This is a genomic window from Desulfoluna sp. CLI2B (assembly GCF_056847375.1).
This window is the reverse complement of sequence record NZ_CP186557.1, coordinates 831,021-851,698: the sequence shown is the minus strand read 5'-3', so window position 1 is coordinate 851,698 and position 20,678 is coordinate 831,021. Positions and strand designations below refer to the sequence as shown.

16 protein-coding genes are annotated in these 20,678 nt (G+C 59.3%); 7 read left to right on the top strand and 9 right to left on the bottom strand.

What is annotated here, in order from left to right:
- Positions 1 to 4 precede the first annotated feature (4 nt).
- The 5 genes from ACOYW2_RS04170 to ACOYW2_RS04150 form a co-directional block, all read right to left on the bottom strand.
- Complete coding sequence (locus ACOYW2_RS04170) at positions 5 to 2,728, bottom strand: heavy metal translocating P-type ATPase (RefSeq protein WP_482769496.1); 2,724 nt, start codon at positions 2,726 to 2,728, stop codon at positions 5 to 7.
- A 12-nt stretch (positions 2,729 to 2,740) separates the two neighbouring features.
- Complete coding sequence (locus ACOYW2_RS04165) at positions 2,741 to 3,013, bottom strand: metal-sensitive transcriptional regulator (RefSeq protein WP_180146198.1); 273 nt, start codon at positions 3,011 to 3,013, stop codon at positions 2,741 to 2,743.
- An 834-nt stretch (positions 3,014 to 3,847) separates the two neighbouring features.
- Positions 3,848 to 4,000, bottom strand: coding sequence for a hypothetical protein (locus ACOYW2_RS04160; RefSeq protein WP_482769495.1), 153 nt, complete (start codon positions 3,998 to 4,000; stop codon positions 3,848 to 3,850).
- 4 nt (positions 4,001 to 4,004) lie between these two features.
- Positions 4,005 to 4,457 carry a DUF4405 domain-containing protein gene (locus ACOYW2_RS04155; protein ID WP_482769494.1) on the bottom strand — a complete coding sequence of 151 codons (453 nt, stop codon included), beginning with the start codon at positions 4,455 to 4,457 and terminating at the stop codon, positions 4,005 to 4,007.
- A gap of 367 nt (positions 4,458 to 4,824) precedes the next feature.
- The gene (locus ACOYW2_RS04150) at positions 4,825 to 5,040 is read right to left on the bottom strand and encodes a hypothetical protein (protein WP_482769493.1); all 216 of its coding nucleotides are present in this window, start codon (positions 5,038 to 5,040) and stop codon (positions 4,825 to 4,827) included.
- A gap of 429 nt (positions 5,041 to 5,469) precedes the next feature.
- Here ACOYW2_RS04150 and ACOYW2_RS04145 point away from each other — a divergent pair, with 429 nt between their 5' ends.
- From ACOYW2_RS04145 to ACOYW2_RS04115, 7 genes are all read left to right on the top strand, one after another.
- Entirely contained in the window at positions 5,470 to 6,483 is a 1,014-nt protein-coding gene (locus ACOYW2_RS04145; protein ID WP_482769492.1) for a methyltransferase, read from the top strand.
- Positions 6,484 to 6,737: 254 nt separating this feature from the next.
- Positions 6,738 to 7,730 (top strand): hypothetical protein, encoded by a 993-nt coding sequence (locus ACOYW2_RS04140; RefSeq protein WP_482769491.1) that lies wholly within the window; start codon positions 6,738 to 6,740, stop codon positions 7,728 to 7,730.
- 631 nt (positions 7,731 to 8,361) lie between these two features.
- The gene (locus ACOYW2_RS04135) at positions 8,362 to 9,696 is read left to right on the top strand and encodes a diguanylate cyclase domain-containing protein (protein ID WP_482769490.1); all 1,335 of its coding nucleotides are present in this window, start codon (positions 8,362 to 8,364) and stop codon (positions 9,694 to 9,696) included.
- Between the two features lie 144 nt (positions 9,697 to 9,840).
- Positions 9,841 to 10,356 (top strand): MarR family winged helix-turn-helix transcriptional regulator, encoded by a 516-nt coding sequence (locus ACOYW2_RS04130; RefSeq protein WP_482769489.1) that lies wholly within the window; start codon positions 9,841 to 9,843, stop codon positions 10,354 to 10,356.
- 20 nt (positions 10,357 to 10,376) lie between these two features.
- A complete protein-coding gene (locus ACOYW2_RS04125; protein ID WP_482769488.1) occupies positions 10,377 to 11,795 on the top strand; it encodes an MFS transporter in 1,419 nt (472 codons plus the stop codon).
- A 135-nt stretch (positions 11,796 to 11,930) separates the two neighbouring features.
- Positions 11,931 to 14,381 (top strand): ATP-binding protein, encoded by a 2,451-nt coding sequence (locus ACOYW2_RS04120; RefSeq protein ID WP_482769487.1) that lies wholly within the window; start codon positions 11,931 to 11,933, stop codon positions 14,379 to 14,381.
- A 128-nt stretch (positions 14,382 to 14,509) separates the two neighbouring features.
- A complete protein-coding gene (locus ACOYW2_RS04115) occupies positions 14,510 to 15,352 on the top strand; it encodes an MBL fold metallo-hydrolase (RefSeq protein WP_482769486.1) in 843 nt (280 codons plus the stop codon).
- Positions 15,353 to 15,640: 288 nt separating this feature from the next.
- On the opposite strand, the gene ACOYW2_RS04110 is transcribed toward ACOYW2_RS04115, so the two are convergent.
- The 4 genes from ACOYW2_RS04110 to ACOYW2_RS04095 all read right to left on the bottom strand — a co-directional run bounded on the left by ACOYW2_RS04110 (position 15,641) and on the right by ACOYW2_RS04095 (position 20,610).
- Positions 15,641 to 16,009: a transposase gene (locus ACOYW2_RS04110; RefSeq protein ID WP_482769485.1), complete on the bottom strand. Its 369-nt coding sequence runs from the start codon at positions 16,007 to 16,009 to the stop codon at positions 15,641 to 15,643.
- A 456-nt stretch (positions 16,010 to 16,465) separates the two neighbouring features.
- On the bottom strand, positions 16,466 to 17,203 hold the full coding sequence (locus tag ACOYW2_RS04105; protein WP_482421817.1) for a tetratricopeptide repeat protein: 738 nt from the start codon (positions 17,201 to 17,203) through the stop codon (positions 16,466 to 16,468).
- A complete protein-coding gene (locus ACOYW2_RS04100) occupies positions 17,200 to 18,942 on the bottom strand; it encodes a BatD family protein (protein ID WP_482769484.1) in 1,743 nt (580 codons plus the stop codon). Before ACOYW2_RS04100 ends, ACOYW2_RS04105 begins: the two co-directional genes overlap by 4 nt.
- Positions 18,943 to 20,610 (bottom strand): vWA domain-containing protein, encoded by a 1,668-nt coding sequence (locus ACOYW2_RS04095; RefSeq protein ID WP_482769483.1) that lies wholly within the window; start codon positions 20,608 to 20,610, stop codon positions 18,943 to 18,945.
- Positions 20,611 to 20,678: the final 68 nt, after the last annotated feature.

Genomic DNA, 20,678 nt, shown 5'->3' with positions numbered 1-20,678 from the left:
CGACTCAGGGCTGTGCAGCCCGCTCCCCGGCCCCGTCGCCAAGGGTCGACGCCATGCGCCTCAGGAAGAGGGAGTTGAGCACCACGGTAATGGATGAGAACCACATGGCGATGCAGGCCATCTCCGGCTTCAGGGTCAGGTTGAAGGGGACATAGAGAATGCCTGCGGCAACGGGAATCATGAGCACGTTGTAGAAAAACGCCCAGAAAAAGTTCTGCTTGATGGTGGCAAGGGTCTTTCGCCCCAGGCGAATGGCCCCTTCAACGTCCAGCAGGCTGTTGTTGACCAGAATGACGTCCCCGGTCTCCCTGGCGATATCGGTGCCCGAGCCTATCGCCAGGCCGATATCGGCCTGGGCCAGGGCCGGTGCATCGTTGATGCCGTCCCCTGCCATGCCCACCTTGAAGCCCTTTTCCTGCCACTTTTTCACGATCCGGCTTTTTTCTTCAGGAAGCACCTCGGCCTCCACCTCAACAATCCCCACCTGATCGGCCACGCTGCGGGCCGCGCGCTCATTGTCCCCGGAAATCATGGCGGTCTTCACGCCCAGGGCCCGAAGCCGCTTTATGGCCTCGGCAGAGTCGTCCTTCACCTGATCGGCAAGGGCGATGACCCCCATGACCTCGGTGCCATGCCAGACATAAACCGTGGTCTCCCCGGCGTCGGAAAGCTTTCGCCCCAACGCTTCGGCCTCGGGGTTTCCTTTGAGGTCCGCGTCCACAAACAGGGCCCTGCCCACACCGGCGGGCTTGCCGTCCAGCTCGGCTGAGAGCCCTTTGCCGCTGACTTCCGTGGCCTGGTCGGTCTTGCGGAGTTCCAGCCCCTCGGCCTTGGCCCGCGCAACGATGGCACGGGCCAGGGGATGAGACGAGTTGGCCTCCACGCTGGCAGCCACGGTCAAAAGCGCTTCTTCGGAAACGTCCCCCACAGGGTGGACCCCGGAGACCTCGGGCATGCCCCGGGTGATGGTGCCGGTCTTGTCAAAAAGGATCACGTCGAGCTTGGAGATGGACTCCAGAACCGAGGCCCGTTTAAAGAGGATCCCCCGGCTCAGCCCCACCCCGCTGCCCACCATGATGGCTGTGGGCGTTGCCAGACCCAGGGCGCAGGGGCAGGCCACCACCAGCACCGCGATCATAAGCTGAAAGGAGAAGAGAAAACGCGTGGTCCCCGGGGGAAGGGCCGTGTCCACCAGCCCGTACCAGACGGTAAAGGTCACCACGGCGGCCATCACCACCATGGGAACAAAGTAGTTGGAGACCGTGTCGGCCAGGCGCTGGATGGGGGCCTTGTCGGCCTGGGCGTCTTCCACCATCCTGACAATCCTGGAGAGCATGGTGGCGCTGCCCACATGCTCCGCCCGAAAGGTCATGACACCGGTAAGATTGATGGTGGCACCGGTCACCTTCTCGCCCCTGCCCTTTTCCGCGGGGATGGGTTCACCGGTGATCATGGACTCGTCGATGCTCGTCTGGCCCTCGATGATCTCACCGTCCACGGGGATCACCTCCCCCGGGAGCACGCGGATGATGTCTCCCACCTTGACCATGGCGGCGCTCACCGTCTTCTCTGTCTCCCCTTCCACAACCCGCGCTTTGTCCGCCTGAAGGGAGGCGAGTTTTTCCAGGGCCTGGCCTGTTTTTCCCTTGGCCCGGGCTTCGATGGTTTTCCCGATGAGGATAAAGGTGATGATCATGGCGGCGCTGTCAAAAAAGGTGTGGGCGGCCGGATCCAGGAAAAAGAGGGAAAACACGCTGTAAAAGTAGGCGGCGGAGATCCCCAGAGTGACCAGGACATCCATGTTGGTGGACCGGTTTTTCAGGGAATGCCACGCCCCTTCAAAGAAGGTGCGCCCCGACACAAAAAAGACCAGGGTGGCCAGGGCGAACATCACGTAGTTGGTGGTTACGTGGCCGAAGGGCATGGTGTACATCAACACCACCAGGGGCACAGTCAGGGAAAGGGCAAAGAAAAAACGGAACCTCTCTTTGGCCGCCAGGGGAGAGGCCTCGGCCTCAACGGATTCGGGGATTCCCCGGTACCCTGCGGCCTCGACGACCCCGAGCACGCCCTCTTCATCGATCTGCGTTTTATCAAAGGTCACGAACCCCTTTTCCATGGAAAAGTTCACCGAAACCCCGGTGACCCCCGGGGCCTTCTTCAGTGCCTTTTCAACGGCTGCCGCACAGTTGGCACACGACATCCCCTCAATCCTGAAGGTGGTCTCCCCTGTAGGCGTGTCATCGTGAACACGGGCCTCAAACCCGGCTGAAGCCACCTTCTCCTGAATTGCCTCAGGGGTTACCGCGGCCTCATGCTCCACGGCCAGGCGCTCCACGGCAAAATTCACCGACGCCCGATGCACCCCGGGGTATCCGACAAAGGCCTTCTCCAGCCCTGCTGCGCAGTTGGCGCAGCTCATCCCCGTCACATCGAAATGCGTGGTGATCACCTGGGGCACGTCTGCCATAAGGGAGAGCCCCCCTCCCGGCCCAGGGACCGAAAGGTCCGGCTCCGGGGCGACAAGGCTGAAGCCCTTGCCCGTGATGACGCGCTGGAGCCCTTCAAGGTCGGCCCGGGTGTCGTCAAAGGTTACCGTGGCCGAGGCCCCCTCAAGGGAAACATCGGCACGCTCAACACCCTCTGTCTCTTCTAAGGCCTCGGTGACCGCTGCCACACACCTGTGACAGGACATGCCGTAGACAGGTATTTTCTCAACACAGACCATGGAATCCTCCGTTCATTTCTTGGAATACCGGTAGACCGTATCAATCAACTCGTTGATCTTCTCCTGGCCCTCGCCCTTTAAAATAGCCTCTTTCACGCAGCTCTCCACGTGGCGTTTCATGACGATACGAGCCACCATGTTCAGGGCTTTTTCAGCGGCAGTGACCTGGTTGATGATGTCGATACAATACTTCTCACCCTCCACCATCCTGGCGATGCCGCGCACCTGCCCTTCGACTTTTTTCAGCCGGAGCAGGGCGTCTTTTTTCACCTCTTCGTTGATCATCGATGCCTCCTCATGTGTTATGTACCCTACCCCCGTAGGGTATGAATCAGGCAAACCGATGTCAATGCATTTTTTAGGCATGCCGTACTTTTTATGCACCAACAACACCGCGTATCGACGCCACATCTTGCCGACCAACCAAACGGCGTAAACGCTGTGCCACCCTGACCCGAATACGCCATCAGGGATGACAGGGCCGACAATGCATAAAGAAAAGGGTGGTGTAACTATTCAGCCCACAAACAGCCTTCTATGGTTAAAGTGCATGGAAAAACCTGCCTCCGGCGGCGAGGTGAGCCACCTCGAAAACTTATTGCCATTGCGCTTTGCCCTTCGTTCCTCAGGGCAAAGCGCAATGGCCTTCGGCTCGGGCTGCGCCCGACATGAACGCTGATGGTTTATGCGGACTGGATCGCAAGCTTCGACGTTACAGGATACGTTGTCACCACTTGCCCTGTGTTGATTTAACCGCACGGCCTCCGGCTGCAAGGTGGGGGCACCTTGAAACCCTGAGGCGAATGCATGGAGGCCGTCATTCTACCTGCGTTATCGGGGCATTCGCGTGATGTGTGACATCTGGTAACCGTCTTTGCAGGAGAGGCCCATTTCATTCTTCTAAAAACACAATGAAGAACTTTTGGGATTCGTTTGACTTTAACCGGAATAACTCCGGCGGCCAAAGGTTTAACAAACAGGTTTTACGAATGACGAGGCCTGCTGCCGATAGTTTTTTGGAGTTTTTTTCAAAAAGCGACCCGCCGGAGGCATGCTTTTCCTGCCAGCTTAACCATACAAGGCAACTGAATCGTTACAACGTGGTCAGGTTCAAAACCGTCACGATCCGGGTGCCGCGGCACCTTGGCGCTTCATCCCCCTTTTCTTCATCTCGCGCTGGTCCCGGCGCATCACGTCGTAGATTTCCCTGGGGGTGGTGTGATTCGCCTTTGCCACCTCAAGGAGACTCTGCTTTCCGTCGGCCGCCGTCATCCCGCTATCCGTAAGATTCCGGACGCTGATCATCGGGTCCAGCCCCATTCTCCGGGGAGAGCACCTCAACGGACGACAGCTCGGCATGGCCGTAAGGAGGCGTGCCGTATTTTTGTTCGCCGCGATCCTTCAGGGTGTCGCTCAGCTCCAGGGTCAGGGTAAAGGGAGGGAGCATCAGGATCGTCCCCACCACCACGGCAAGGGTAATGCCAAGGGCCCCGGCGCACTCTCCGGACATTGGCCGTCTTGCCCTCCTGGCTTTTTTGCGGACATAGGCAAGGACAAGGGCCCAGTTCAGCACCACGTGCAGACAGGCCGCAGCCAAAAACAAGATGCCGCTGTTGATATGGACGTTGTCCCAGTCCGCCTTGGCAAGCCCCCAGTAATGCCAGTCCGCCCAGAACGCCACCCGGCCGTGGGGCATGACATACAGTACAATGGACGACACCGTCAGCACGACAAAGGGACACAGGGGTCAACGAGAAGTAATTCTTTAAGGATATCTTCCGTACAGACGGCTCCATGGGCAGCCGGGTGATGTCATGTTCATGTTACCGCACCAACGTGAGAATCACCCTGCAGGCAGGGCTTCACCAGATTGTTCTGATGAATGTAACTATTCAGCTCAAAGTTGCCTCCGGCGGCCCTGCCGGGGGCCAAACTTTTAAAAAGTTTGACAAACAGGTCTTAAGTAAGCCTTCCAGGCTACGCCGAAACAATTTCGACATTTTCGCACCCGCGCTAGAAAAGTTTTTTGCGGAGCTTTTTTTTAAAAAAGCGACCCGCCGGAGGCATAGCTGAATAGTTACTGATGAATCGTTTTCTCATGAAATATCCGAACCAGAAGCACCGTTCCTCTTCGGGGCAGCAAAATCCACCACAAACCGGTAGTCCTTTCCGCAGCGGACCAGAATCTCCTTCTGCCCCTTTTTCAAAAAACGCATCTCAAGCTCCATGCGGCCGTGGCCATCATGATGAAAAAGGTCTTCGTACAACGTTTCAATGGTCTTGAGTATCTGGCTGTGCCCTTCAGGTATCATCCGTCCATTCCTTGCGATTCAGTGCGTTGGTTCATCCGGGGCAAAGTGGAGAAAGCGCCCCGCTGTGTGCCTTGTTTTTCTCCCCGACATCTCGAATAACTTCATTACCCATGCTAAGTATGAAGTGTCAAGTATTTTTTGCCTAACCAAAACAATATCAAGCATCCAAAACCGATTTTTTCCAGCCCCAAAATAAAGGAACAATATATTGACACACGACCACTTTTTGTCTGACACCACCATCCGGAGTGCATATTACTAGTTTATAAACACCAACAAAAAATGATACACAACAACCACGTCAGAGTTCTCCATCCTCCCCCCACTTCAGGCCCTGACGGATGCGCCCCGTTACAGAGCCGGCAATGAAAAGGCGTTCCACCGTTCAAAACCATGGTTCTATCCGGATTACGGAAGAAAGGAGACACCATGCACCTCCCGGACATCACCGCCCCATTTCGCCCCATCCATCACATTGTCGCCGCCGGGTACGGCCACCGAATCCTCCTGGGAGCCTTGGAGATCGGTCTCTTTGACCAACTCGCCAAAGGCCCCGCCACCGTCGAAGAGCTCACCATGGCCCTGGACGCGGGCCCCGTCCAGACCAAGGCCCTGCTGGAGACCCTTGTGGCCCTGGCACTCGTGGAAACCGACGGGAAGAGCTACCAGAACACCCCCTCGGCTCAGCAGTACCTTGTCCGGGCATCGGACGCCTGCCAGGCCCCCTTTATCACAATGCTTACCGGACTCTACGAGACCGCCCTGGCCGACATCCCGGCCCGCATGAAAACCTCGGAAGCGGAACAAAAAAAGACGGAAAGCATATGGGCAAAGCCCGAGGCCCTGGAGGGCATGGGGCGAGCCTCCCTGAGGGGCCCCGTCCAAAAAGCCCTTGCCTTCATCCGTGACCTGCCCGGCTTCGACGGGTTCTCCACCCTGTGCGATGTGGGAGGAAACCACGGCTTTTACAGCATGGCCCTTTTGGACGCCAACCCCGGATTGACAGCCATGGTCTGCGACCTTCCCCATGTCACGGGACCGGCCGCCGAGATTCATAAAAAGTACGGCTACAGCGAGCGCATAACGGTGCAGGACCTGAACCTGAACACCGACGCCCCGGAAGGGACCTACGACATCGTCTTTGCGTCCCACATCCTCTACGCCTGGAGCGGGCGGCTCATTGAGGTGATCAGGCGCCTGGCCCAGCCCCTGAAGCCGGGTGGATGGCTTGTCCTTAACCACATGGCCCCCACCGAGGGCAGACCAAACCTCATCAACGCCCTGATGAACTTCCACGCAAGCCTGTCCGGGTATCCCGCCCACGTCCTTGATTCCGACGAACTGGAATCCGCCATCGGGGAATGCGGTCTCACCGCGCCCCGAACATCCCTGGACCATGACACATGGGCTCTGCTTTTTGCCGTGCAAAAGCCTTCCGGATAGAAACATCGGCCAGAAAACAGAGACTAAAATATCCGGGTCAGGAGGCCCCGGCAGGAGACTGCCGGATGGCCCCCGATGGGGGTATTCCCGTGTGGCACAGGCCACATTTTGCCTGTCAATTCCTGAGCCCATCGTGTACGTTCAAAGGAACACGCCGGACTCCCCCTTTGCACTGTTCACCGCCCCCATTATCCTGTGCTGCTTCAGCTCCGAACAGGCGGAGTTCTCACCCACCTACATTGAGGACCCTGGACATGATCAACCGAAATCATCGAAGTCTGCGGGCCTGGGCTCTTTGTCTTCTTCTGCTGCTCGGTTTCGGCGGGTGCGCCACCCGCTCCGCGCCCCCGGCGCCCCATGATGTTGTGGCCTTCCTGCCCCCCGAGGACAACACGATTCTCAGCCGGTACGCACCGGCCTTTGTCGTCGAAGAACCCGAACAGTTTTACAACCTCGTGGGCACTCCCACGGCCGGGCTCGGAGGCGACGGCACGGAAGAGATCCGGGTGGACCCCTGCTCGAGTCGCTGCACTGAAACCCGACGGTTCGACACAGGCAACGGGAGCTGGACAAACCTTGTCTACCGCGTCCACTTTCAGGAGGTTCCCGGCGGGCTCCGGCCCTATTACCTGGGAAAGGGAAAAAACGTCGGTCTCCTTGTGGTGGTGACCCTCAACCGGGAGATGAAGCCCGTTCTCTACACCACGGTGCACACCTGCGGCTGCTACCTGGCCTTCGTGCCCACCAACCTTTTGCCGCAGAGCGCGCACCCCGCAGGCTGGCCCCAGGGCCGCCAGACGGTTCACTCCGAAAACCTCCCCGCCCTCATCCGTCTGGGAGAAAACCCGGAATCAAAGCGCCTCATGGTTCTCCTCCGGGACGGCACCCACCGGGTGAAAGACCTGTGGCTGGAGCCCGAACATGCCCTGATACATTACCGGCGCATCAAAACCGAAACAGCCCCGCTCTCCTCCCTGGAGGCCCTGCCCCTGCCCACGGGGGGAACCACCTCGCTGTACGAATCCACAGGTTCCCGCTCTGGCTATGTCAAGGGAAGCCAAAAACCCAGGGAGCGGCTGCTGATGAGCTGGTGGGCCTTTGACTGGCGGGTGGGCGAAGACAAAAAACTGGGGGAATCCAAAACCGACGGCACCCTTTTTTACACCAGCCTCAAGCCCTGGGCACGGGACCGGTCGGACATGCGGGATTTCCCAACGTTCCTTACGTACTGGGGCTGGCGTCTGTAAGGGCAATGCATAGAATAAAGACACATGACGGGATCATCCCATCAGTCCTCAGCAGGATTTTTTGATCGTTGCTTCGATACATAACGAATTTGAGGCGGCGTATCGTTATGTCTTATTACTTTAGGGCATAGCCCTAAACCAAAACGCCCGGCCCATTTTCTCCCCCGCATCCCCAGGGCTAACACATTTGGATTTTGCCTCCGGCGGCCCTGTCCGGGGCCAAACTTTTAAAAAGTTTGATAAACAGGTTTTGTTTTTTGAGGATGCGTCTCTACACGGTATAACCCCTCTTCTTTTTTTATTACCGGAACGTTTTTGCGGAGCTTTTTTCAAAAAGCGACCCGCCGGAGGCAACTGAGTTTTTAAATGCGTTGACCCTGCCCGCATCCCACTTTGCTGTTGACATGATTCGGCTTTATTCATAGTAAACGGTGATACGTTTACTGACTGGAGTTCTCCTCAACCGCACACCCCGGTCCCAAAACTCCTGAACCCCAGAAACTGCCGCGACAGAGAGCTTTGGCTTTTGCGTCGGCCCACAACCCGTTTGGCCCCTTTCTCCACCCCTGTCCGCCATGGGACAGATGCTGAATCAGGAGCCGTTTACGTTTTTCGGCTCCCGGAGTAAGGCATGAACTATCGCATCACCGGTTCCTGGGCTATCCCGACCCTCCCCCTTCTTCTCTTTGCCCTTCTTATGGGCACAAGCCACTACGTGGTCAAACGCGAACGGCAGCACCTCCGGGATGTGCAGTACCGCAAGGTCTACGAGCACGCCGGTGCAATCCGCACCCGGATGGAGGTGGAGCTCAGCACCACCCTGAATCTCTGCCTCGGGCTGGCGGCGGTCATCCACTCCCAGCCCGATTCCCCGGACCGCGCCTTTGAAAATGTGGCCAGACACATCATGTCCGGGGCACCCCACATCCGAAGCATCACCCTTGCCAAAGACAATGTCATCACCCACATCTTCCCTGCCGGAGGAAATGAAAAGGCTTTGGGCCTCCATTACGCAGACCATCCCGACCAGTGGGCCACGGTGGAGCGGGCCATGCTCTACCGTCAGCCACTTATGGCTGGTCCCATGCTCCTGGTTCAGGGGGGCAGGGCCTTTGTCTGCCGTATCCCCATCTATCCCCGGGACAACATCTACTGGGGCGTGGCCAGCGTGGCCATTGATGAAAAGTCCCTCTACCGCCTCAGCGGCCTTCTGGAACCGAATCCCACGGTGCAATTCGCACTCAAGGGAAAAGACGGCCTCGGCATGTCCGGCGATGTGTTCTACGGAGAGCCTCAACTCTTCGAAGATCCACATGCAGCGGTGCTCCCCGTCAAGCTCCCTGCCGGCACATGGCTCCTTGCCGCCGTCCCCGCCACCGGGTGGGTGGAAAGCACCTCCGTACTGTCCGTGATCCGCTGGTCGGGCCTGCTGCTCTCCCTTATCATCTCCGGTCTTGTCCACGCCCTGCTGCGCTCTTACCGGCGCATTCATCTCATTGCCCTTGAGGACCCCCTCACCGGCCTTTCCAACCGTCGCCTGCTGGAGGAACACCTCTCCCAACTCATCCTTCTCTCCCGCCGAAAGAATAAAGGATTTTCCCTCCTGTATGTGGACCTGGACCGCTTCAAACCCATCAACGACCGGTTCGGGCACGAGGCCGGCGACGCTGTTTTGACCACCCTGGCCCGCCGCCTCAAGACCAACCTCCGTCAGTCGGATATCATCGCACGGGTCGGCGGTGATGAGTTCATCCTCCTTTTCCACGACATGGTCACCAGGCACGACGCCGACGCCATGGCATCCAAGGTGGCACGTATCATCCAGGCCCCGGTGGCCCTCTCCTGCGGCAGGGAAATCTCCGTGGGCGCCAGCATCGGTGTCAGCCTCTACCCGGACGACGGCACCTCCGGCGAGGCCCTCATCAGCCATGCCGACCTGGCCATGTACTCCCAAAAGAACCAGTAGCCCCTGCCCCGACCGCCCAAAAGTGGTCGCCCATGCCCTCCACGAACACAAAAATACCATTGACAGGAACACGTCACTCCGCTAACTATTGACATGTCAACATTTGACATATCAATGATTTATAATCACCCCACAGGAGCGGTCATGAAACACCCCGACTCACGAAAAACATCCTTCGGTTACCGTTTTGCCATGATCCAACGGCTCCATGCCGCCCTGTCCCGTGACGGAATGGCCGCCCTGGGTATCACCACAGCCCAGTTCCCCTTTCTGGCAGAGTTGTTCCACCAGCAGCGCCCCGTCACACAGAATGAACTCTCCATAGCACTCTGCATTGATCCGGCGGCTACGGCCCGGGCCCTGGACCAGCTTGGAAAAAAAGGGCTCGTCACCCGGGAGGTCAACCCCGAAAACCGCCGCCAGAAACTTGTGGCCATCACCCCCCTGGCCCGTGAAATGGAGCAGGATTTCTACAAGGTGCTGGGCAACGCCTCCAACACCCTGGTGTCAGGCCTCTCCGAGCCGGAAAAACAAGCGGCCCTCACGCTGTTAGACCGCATCATGACGGAATCGCCGCACGGTACGGAACAGGCGACAACCAGAGCACATCGGGGCATCCCCCCCGCAAAACCAGATAAACGACGCATCCATCGATGCTGAAAGGAATAGAACAGCGCATCATGCAGACACACCCCCCTGAACAAACCATCTCACCTGCCGTCACCATCTTCGTGGTGTCGGTGATCCAATTCCTGACCCCGTTCATGATGTCCGCCGTGGGCGTGGCCCTGCCCGCCATCGGACACGAGTTCTCCGCCGGTGCCGTACAGCTCGGCCTGGTGGAGATGGTGTACATCCTGGCCGTGTCCCTGATCATGCTCCCTGCAGGGCGCATGGGCGATATCCACGGACGAAAAAAAATCTTTGTCTCCGGGTCGGTGATCTTCACCGTGGCCACCCTCTTTCTGGCCATGGCCCCCACCATCGGGGCCTTCATCCTCTGCCGATTTCTCCAGGGTGCAGGCGCCTCCATGGTCACGGCCACCAGCGTGGCCATTCTCTCTTCGGTGATCCCCCCTTCCAAAAGGGGAAAAGCCATGGGGATCGTTGTGGCGGCAGTCTACCTGGGTCTCTCCGCAGGTCCCACCCTGGCTGGGTTCATGGTCACCCACATGGGATGGCGATGGATCTTTTTCACCGCCCTGCCCCTGGAGCTGGCCTCTTTGGCCCTGACCCTCACCCGCCTTAAGGGGGAATGGAAAGGGGCAGAGGGCATGCCCTTTGACTGGACGGGCAGCCTCCTATACATGGGGTCGCTCTTTGCCATGATCTTTGGAGCCACCCACCTCAAAGACGGGTCGCTTCACGCAGGCCTTCTTATCCTGGGCCTTGGGGGCATGGCCGGTTTCCTCGCCTGGGAGGCCAAAAGCGACTCCCCCATCCTCAACGTCCGGCTCCTCATGGAAAACCGGGTCTTTGCCATGAGCAACATCGCCACCTTGATCAACTACGCGGCCTCCTTCGGGGTGACCTTCTTTTTCAGCCTCTACCTCCAGCAGGTCAAGGGGCTCTCCCCCCAGAGTGCGGGGCTTATCCTCGTCACCCAACCCATCCTCCAGGCCATCTTATCCCCGGTTTCCGGCAGGCTGGCCGATACCCTGCCGCCCGCCCGCATCGCCACCCTGGGCATGGGACTCTGCACTGCGGCCCTGGCCCTGTGCGCCACCATCCGCATGGAGACCTCCATCCACGCACTTTTGGGCATCCTCGTACTTTTAGGCATCGGCTTTGCCCTCTTCTCTTCGCCCAACATGACCACGGTCATGGGCAGCGTTGCCCCCAAAGACTACGGCATCGCCTCCAGCCTCATCGCCACCATGCGAACCGTGGGGATGCTCACCGCCATGACGGTCATCACCTTCATCCTCACCCTCTTCATGGGCGATGCCCCGGTGACCCGTCAAACCGCAGGCGCCTTTGTGGAGGCCATGGGCACCGGCTTTCTCATCTTCACTGTCCTGAGCGTCATCGGCATCTTCTGCTCCATGGGACGCATGGAAAAAAAAACCGACGAGGCCCTGCTTGAGCCACGGCATTAGGATACACTGGCCTTCTGTGGGCTGCGGTGGCCCGGACGGGTGAAAGTCGACCCGTCTTGAGCCTCCGCCTTCCACCCGATGGATATTTTGTGGTATTCTCAATACATCCACCCACCCCAAGCGGACAGAGGACCCATGGCCCACACCCCATTGCCTGCGGCCGGAGGGCGGAGGCTCCGCCGCCTGCAGGTGGTCTTCATCGGCCTCCTTTGCCTTTCGGCCTGCCGGACTGAATCCCCCCTTCCCCTGACACAGGAAGAGCAGGACTGGCTTGCGACCAATGGGAAGCACCTTGTGGTCCTCCTGCAGGAGGATCGCCCCCCCTTCACCTTCCGCGACGAAAGCGGAGCCTATGACGGCCTGTTTGTGGACTACCTCCGTGAAATAGAAAAAAACCTGGGCCTGCAGCTGCCCATTCGTCCCTTTGCCCGGTGGGGCGATCTTCTGGCCCATGCCGAGCAGAACCGCCACGTAATCATCCTGGCTGCCAGCCGGTCCAGGGAAGGGCCGGAAAACCTTTTCGTCACCGCCCCGATAGTCAAAGTGCCCTACGCCATCATCACCCGTAAAACCAGCCACGCAACGGGCATTCTGGAGTTTGCAGGAAAAACCCTCTGCGCGGTGGCCCACGACACGGTCCACACCACCCTGGCACGCCACTACCCCCACATCGCCATCACTGGAGTAAAAAGCAGCATTCAAGGTCTCCACGCGGTCTCGTCCGGGACCTGTGATGCCATGATCGCCAACAGCATGGAGGCCTCTTACCTCATTGAGGCCTTAGGGCTCACCAACGTGCACATTGCCGGCAGGACCCGCTTTCTCAACCGCGTGGCCCTGGCAACCTCCCCAGATACCCCGGAGCTCTTCGACATCATAGAAAAAACCGTGGACAACATCCCGCCGAACCGCCGCAGGGACATTTATCGCCGATGGATCAGCCCGGGGGACAGGTGGGTGCCAGACAGCCTGGTCATCAGCCTCGAAGTCATGGCGGGCATTGTGCTCTCCATTATCTTCCTGCTATGGGCCTGGACCACGAGCCTGAGGAAACAGGTGGGCCGGCAAACCAAAAAACTCCGGGACAGCAGGGAGAACCTGCGCATCACCCTGGACTCCATCGGAGACGGGGTCATGGTCACCGACACCGAGGGCACCGTCACCCGCCTCAACCCTGCTGCCGAAATCCTCACCGGCTGGTCCCTGGCCGATGCCTGCGGCAAGCCCATGGCCGAAATTTTCCGGCTCAGGGATACCCACACGGCCCGCCCCCTGCCCCCTCCGGATCTCAGCGTCCCCGCGGCCCGGCAGCCAACGGACACCACCACCGAAGCCGTCCTGGTATCCCGCAGCGGCGCCCCCTTCAGAATCTCCTGCAACATGGCCCCCACCCGCGACGAAGAGGGGCTTATCACCGGCGCCGTTTTTGTTTTCAAAGACATCACGGACAAAACAAAGGCCGAAGAGGAGGCCCTGCGGATGAAGAAGCTCGAATCCCTGGGAATCCTTGCCGGCGGCATCGCCCATGACTTCAACAACCTGCTCACCGGGCTCTACGGCAACGTCTCCATGGCAAAACTGGCCCTGCCCACAGATCATGAAGCCCTGACGTACCTCTCCTCTGCCGAGGAGTCCATGGAAGCGGCCGTGGCCCTTACCGGCCAGTTTCTCACCTTTGCCAAAAACGAAGCCCCGGTGAAAAAAATCATTCACGTGGGGAAAACCCTCAGCGACGCCGCCACCTTTGCCACCCACGGGCTCAACACCCGGCTGGAGACCGCCATCGACGACGATCTGTGGCCCGTGGCTGCGGACAAGGGCCAGCTCAGCCAGATCATCGGTAACCTCATCATCAACGCCCATCAGGCCATGGCCACCGGAGGGATCGTCACCTTGACGGCAAAAAACGTCCGGGCAACAGGCGGCCGAATCGTCCGCATTACGGTGAGGGACACCGGTACCGGTATCGACCCGGAGCACCTGGACAAAATCTTCGACCCCTACTTTACCACCAAAACCACGGGCAGCGGCCTGGGCCTGGCCACCACACATGCCATCGTCACCAAGCACGGCGGCACCATCTCCGTGGATACCGAACAGGGCAAGGGCACCGTCTTCACCGTGGACCTTCCCGCAGCCGACATCCGCCCTGCCGAGGCCCCCGATAAACAGCCGGAGCCCCTGGGCGACACCAGCGCCGAGGGGGCCCGCGTCCTTATTCTGGATGACCAGGCAGTGATCCGAAAAATCATTGAGACCATCCTGGGCAAGATGGGCATCGTCCCCACCTTCACCGTGGAAGGCTCGGAGACGGTCCGCGCATACCGAAGCCAGTTCGAAGAAGGAACGCCCTTTGATGCGGTAATCCTGGACCTGACCATCCCCGGGGGCATGGGGGGCCGGGAGGCATCGGAGCAGATCCTGGCCATGGACCCCGAGGCAAAAATCATCATCTCCAGCGGCTACGCCAGCGATCCCATCATGTCCCGCTACGAAGAGTTCGGCATCAAAGCCATTGCCGTGAAGCCCTACCGGTTTTCCGACTTTCGGAACATCCTCCTGGGCGTGCTGAAACCCGACGCCTGATATTTCCCCCATGGGGCATTGACATCTGTTTCGCCCCGCACAATACTTCACCCTGAAAAAAAAGTTATCGACCACCCGATCCATGCCGGGCGGTCTCTCATGTGCAAAAGGATATAAGGATACCCATCATGAAGGTCACCCTCACCGCCCTTGTGGAGAACACCCTGGGCGACAATCCGAACCTGGAAGCCGAACACGGCCTCTCCTTTCACATCAAGGCCGGAGACACCACGTTTCTCTTTGATACCGGGGCAACGGGCCTCTTCCTCAAAAATGCGGAACGCCTTGGCATCCAAACCGATGCCGTGGACTCTGTCTTCATCAGCCATGGCCACTACGACCACTCCGGCGGGTACAAGGCCTTTGTGGAACAAGCTGCCGGGAAAAAGACGAATCTTTTTGTGAGGCCCGGTTTTTTCGACAGGAAATACGGATTTAGGGAGACGGGAGAGGCCTTTCTCGGCAACGCGTTTTCGAAGGAGGAGCTTGAGCAGGCAAACGTTGCCGTAAACGAATTGGAAGGGGGCACAAAGGAAGTTTTCCCGGGGGTATTCTCGGTGACAGGCTTTGAAAGGACCAGCCCCTTTGAGAAGATCAATCAGCGATTTGTGGTGGAAAGAGATGACGGCCGCGTGGTGGACGACTTTTCCGAGGAGCAGACCCTTGTGCTGAAAACCTGCCGCGGCCTGGTGGTGGTCCTGGGCTGCTCCCACCCCGGGGTGGTGAACATCCTGGAAAAGGTCAAAAAAGAGTTTGGGGAACCCATCCATGCGGTCATCGGCGGCACCCATCTGGTGGAGGCCGCCCCTTCCCGCATCGAAAAAACCACCGACTACTTCATAAAAGAAGCCATCCCCCACATCATGATCTGCCACTGCAGCGGCGGGCCCGACCACCTTAAAGGGCTCATCTCCCGGCTGGGAGACACGTATCGTTCGGTCCACACGGGGACGGTGATCTCCTTTGAATAGACCGGCATAGTTACCATACCGGAATGCGGCATTCCAAACGACGTTCGTTTATGGAGCGCCGCACTCCGTGCGGCTTTTCAAAAATTAGGGCAAGCCCATCCACGGCCACTCATGGGAAGAAGCCACAAGCCCTGCATGTACAGGGTTGTTGGCGATGTATTGAAGGGCCGCTTCATAGTGGTGTTCATTTCGAATCAACCGATCCCAAAAGCCGCGTTGCCAAATGTTCTCGGGCAGTGGCTCCCCATGTACTTCCCTGATCTTCTTTGAGGTAAAGACCTTCCAGCTTCAAATCACCCCACCCAGGGGCCAGCCCTCATATTGCCGGATAACAAGGTGAACATGGTTGGGCATCACCACCCATGCGATGAGTTCATAACGCGTTTGATGAAAATACCGAAACGAGTCGGCAACAACTGTCGCGCATTCCGGATGGTTCAGAAGACACGACCCATACCCTGTATCGAGCCACTCATTGATGCGCCGGCGCAATCTACGGCTCTTTTGGCCCTCAGGTGATGCCGCAACGTCTCTTTCCATCTTCTTCAACACATCAAGGGGAAGGCTGTCGGCAAGACGAAAAGTTATGGCCTGCAAAGCGCCCGGTGCATCGCAATGGGGAAGGTACCCCCGGGAATACCACCCAAGGTGCGTCATGCTTCCTCCTGTGCCAGGATGATCATGTTGACCGCCCGATCTGAAAGTATGGTTCGGGATGCCATTGGCCTGCGAATGCCGCACAGGAGTGCGGCGCTCCAATGGTGTCGGATCTGTTATGGAGCGCCCCACTCCATGCGGCTTTTTCGGGCAACGGGGTGAACCGTCTTGTTGTGAAGTGACCCTATTGACTGCCTGGTTCAAAGGCATGGCCCGAGATGCCGTTGTCTTGCCAATGCCGCACAGGAGTGCGACGCTCCAATGGCGTCGGATCGGTTGTGGAGCGCCCCACTCCATGCGGCTTTTTCGGGCAACAGGATGAACTGTCTTGTTGTTATGAAATCCTATTGACTGTCTGGTCCGAAGGCATGGCCCGGGATGCCGTTGTCTTGCCAATGCCGCACAGGAGTGCGGTGCTCCAATGGAATCGGCTCGGTTGAGGCTTTCTTTGCCACCTCAAATCACCCCGACGCTCTCTTTTTTGACCCAACCGATCTTACCCTGGGCAAAGGCGATGCGGACCCAGCCGCTGCGCTCCTGCTCCACGGTGACCCGGCTGCCTGCGTGGAGGACAAAAAGCTCGGTGGCGGTATCCGAAAGGCCTGAACGCACGGAGACGGCCTGGGGTAGCACCACGCCCCTTTGAATGCGCGCGTCGGAAACGGTGTCCCAGAGGGCCGTGGAGGCCAGAAGAAGAAACAGGGCGCCGCTTACGGCAGCTGCGGTTTTAAGGGGTGTCTTGCGCAAAAGGATCGCCAAAGCCCAAAGGCCCCAGAAGAGCACTCCCAAGCCCACGGCAAGCTGCTGGAGGGTTTTCAGGGAGAGCCCCTGCTTCCAAAAGAAAAGAACGGACACCACCGGGTTTTGTGTCTCCTCCTGGCGGTCTTTCACCTGGGAGAGGGCCTGGTTCCGGTTGAAGGTCAGGTCCGGGTCCCCGGGCATGAGGCGATGGGCCCTGTCGTACCAGAGAACGGCGCGACCCAGGTCCCCTTTCTGCATGTAGGTATTGCCCAGGTTGTAGGCGAGTTTACCGTTTACAATGCCCTGGCGGGAGATGGAGAGAAAGCTCTCCAGGGCGTCGTCGTAGCAGCCCTTTTCGTAGTGGGCGATGCCGTCGTAAAAGGCCTTGGAGAATTCGCTGCCAAAGGCCACGGCGGGGATCAACAAAATCAGGATACACAACAGACGCTTCATGCCTTCACCTCCTTCAAGAGCTGCGCCAGGGCCCGGACTTTTTCCTTGCGGCCCCCCTCTCCTTCGGCGGCGCCGCCGTACCGGGCGGCTTCCACGGCCTCCAGAATAGCCACGCTCGATTCAGCGGCCTCAGGCTTCCCACCGGCCCGGGACACGATCTGCCGGATATCATTCCCGGTCAACCCTTCCACGGGGCGTCCTGCAAGGGCTCCCATGACGGCCACCAGGGCGGCGTGAAGGACGCCGTAAAACTGATCGGTGTCACCCACAGATTTTTCCGCTTCTTTCAGCTTACCCGAAGCCTTGCGCCCCAGGGCCTGGCCCACGCTGAGGCCGCGGGCAAAGCGCTTGAGCCCCGCCACAAGAATCAAAAACACCCCAAAGGGCCCTGCCAGCAAGGCCAAAAGGGTAGTCACATCCATGGGCGCCCTGTGAACAACGGCGTCCGGGTCCACATTTAAGGGAAGGATGTCTCGGCCTTTGAGGCGGACATCCTTTTTTTCCGGTGTCAAAGAAGGAGCATCCCCGGCCCCTGCCTGAAACACCTCCACGGCCTCGGCGGCGGTGTTTTCTGTTACGGTAAAGGTAAGTGGCCCGGATTGCCCCGTGCGATAGGTTTCAGCTTTGGGGTCAAACCACACCAAGGAAACGGACGGGATGGTCACGTTTCCTGGTTTGAGGGGCACGATGGCTGTTTTAAAGGTCTTTTTCCCCTGCCACCCGGAGGGTCCCATGGCGATCTCCTCCACGGGGGTGTCCCCGTACTGCTTCATGCCCTCGGGCAGAAAGACAAGGGGGGAAGCGGCATCGCGGATATTGCCCGTGCCCTGGATCGTCAGGGTCAGGGTCAGGGGGTCTCCGGCCTTAACCTCCTCGTTTTCAAGGGCAGCTGTGAGGGAAAAATGTCCCACAAGCCCTGAAAAAGGGGTTTTCCCAGAGTACGGCGGCAGGGGCCGAACGGTAAGGGCAACGGCTTCAGTGGTGAGAAGCTTCTGCTCCATGACGTTGCGGGTGGAGAAAAAATCATCGAAAAGAGGATCCCGGGACCTGCGGGAGCGCCCCGTGACCACGGAGACAGACAAACTTGCCGGCTGGATCTCAAAAGCACCTGCTTTCTGAGGGGTGAGCAGCTCGGTGACTTCGTGGATGGCATAGCGCCTGCCGTTGATCACCTGTTCAAAGGCCCGGCCTTCCCCCATCTCGTCCGAGGAGAAACCGTTAAAATCGGGTTTTCCCAGGCGCGCGTTCTGAAAGGCGGCCGCGGTTTGAAACCTGAACGTCCACACCACCTGCTCCCCCACGTAAGGCGAGGTGTTGGAGACCTCGGCCGTCACCGACCAGGGCTGATCCGAGGTTGACGCGGCGCTGCGCTCGTCCACCTGCACCACAATGGGCCGGGTCTCGGCCTGCACGCCCTTTCCACGGACGGGAATGGCCGGAATGGTGAGCTGACCGGTTCGCAAGGGGATGAGCAGAAAGAGGCTCTCCACCTCCCGGGTGGTGGTTCCGTTGATCATCTGAACCCGGGAGCTGGTACCCCTGGGCGACACGCGAAAATCGGCCAGCTCGGGCATCGCCACCCGGGCGTCGTCAAAATCGGCGATGACGCGCAGGGTCAGGGACTCTCCCAGCCGCAACCGGTTGGTATCCACCACGGCCCGGGCCCCCTGGGCCTGGACACCGGAGGCCGAAGACCCCAAGAGCAGTATCGTTATCAAAAAAAGAAACAAGCGTTTCATCTACCAGTCCTTTTCCACACGTCGTTTTTCGGCGCGCCGCATCATGACGCCGCCGGGTTTGTCCTTCAATCGGTTGAGGGCCGAGGCGGCCTGCTGCATCTCCTCATCCCCGGGTTCGCCCTGGCTGCCCATCGCCTGATTCTCCTCCGCGCCGGGGGCTTCATCTCCGGGCTGGCCGCCTGCGGGATTGGCATCGGCAGGATCGGGGGAAGAGGCCTGTTGCTGTTGACCAGCCTTCTCGTCCCCGGATTTTTCCGGGTCAGGGGATGGCTGCTGATTCTGCCCCCCCTGGGCCCCCTGTTGCCCTTGATCTTTCTGGCTCTGGTCTTTCTGCCCCTGGCCCTGCTGGCCGGAATTCTGGGAGTCTTGTGACTCTTGCTCTCCGTCCTTTTGGGGCTGGTTGTCGCCTTTCCCCTGCTGGTTTTTGGGCTGCTGTTTCATCTCTTCCAGCCGTTTTCGCGCAAAGTCCAGGTTTTCGGCGGTCCGTTTGTCCTCCGGGGCCTCTTTAAGGAGGTTCTCCCAGGTCTCGATGGCCTCCTTGACCTCGCCTTTTTTGAACCGGCTGTTGCCCAGGTTGTAGAGCGCCTTGTTTTTAAGGGAGGGGTCTTCGGAACGGGCGGCCCGCTCAAAGCTGTTGGCAGCTTCGTCGAATTTTTCCAGGCGATAATAGGCGGTGCCGATATTGAAATCAATGGCCGGGTTGTCCGGGTCGTTGAGCTGCCCGTCGATGAAGTGGGTCAGGGCCCCCTCGTAGTCCCCGGTGTCAAAGGCCGCCACCCCCTTTTCCAGAGGGGAGGCCAGATCCAGGGCGCTGGCGTATCGGGGCAGAAACAGGCACAGGGCCACCAGGGCAACGGTGCCGTTTTTCCTGGCGTCTCCAAGGCCGAGGTAGACAAGCAGGAAGGCAACAGCCGCTGCCAGAAACCACTGGTATCTGTTCTCCCACACCTTCTTGCGGGAGCTCTCCAGGGACCGGGCCTCCATGGTCTTGCGGATGCCCTGGGTGTAGATGACGTCTAAGTCCATGTCCCCTGCCACGGACCGCACAAAGCTGCCCCCGGTGATGGCGGCCATGCGCTTGAGGGTGGCGGCGTCGAGCTTGGAGAGCAGGATGCTGCCGTCCCGGTTTTTCTTGAACCCGCCGCCTGCATCGGGCACCGGCACCCCTTCCCTGCTGCCCACACCGATGGTAAAGACCTTGATCCCGAGCTCCGCCGCCTTTTTTGCCACCTCTTCGGGGTTGCCGTCGGTGCTCTCTCCATCGGTGATGAGGATCACCGCCTTGTCCGTGGCGTCTTCTGCCTTGAAAGCCTCCATGGAGACGGCAAGGGCCCCTGCGAGGTCAGTGCCGCCCACGGGCAGGTATGAAGGGGTCAGGGCGTCCAGAAACATATTAAAGGAGCTGTAGTCCAAAGTGAGGGGACACTGCAGAAAGGCTTCTCCTGCAAAGGCCACCAGCCCGACGCGGTCCCCTTCCAGCATCGCCGGAGGCGGTCGTTCCCGCTTGGCCCGCTCCAGACGAGACGGCTTCACGTCTTCGGCCAGCATGCTCTTGGAGCAGTCCAGGGCCACCACGATGTCCACGCCTTTTCGCTCCACCTCCTGCCAGACATACCCGTAGCGCGGCCCGGCCAGGGCGAGGATGAGGCTTAAGGTCGTCAGGACCATGAGGGTCGCCTTGACCCGCCGGCGACCCGTTGTGCGCTCCGGAAGCACCGAGGCCCGGCTTTTTTCCG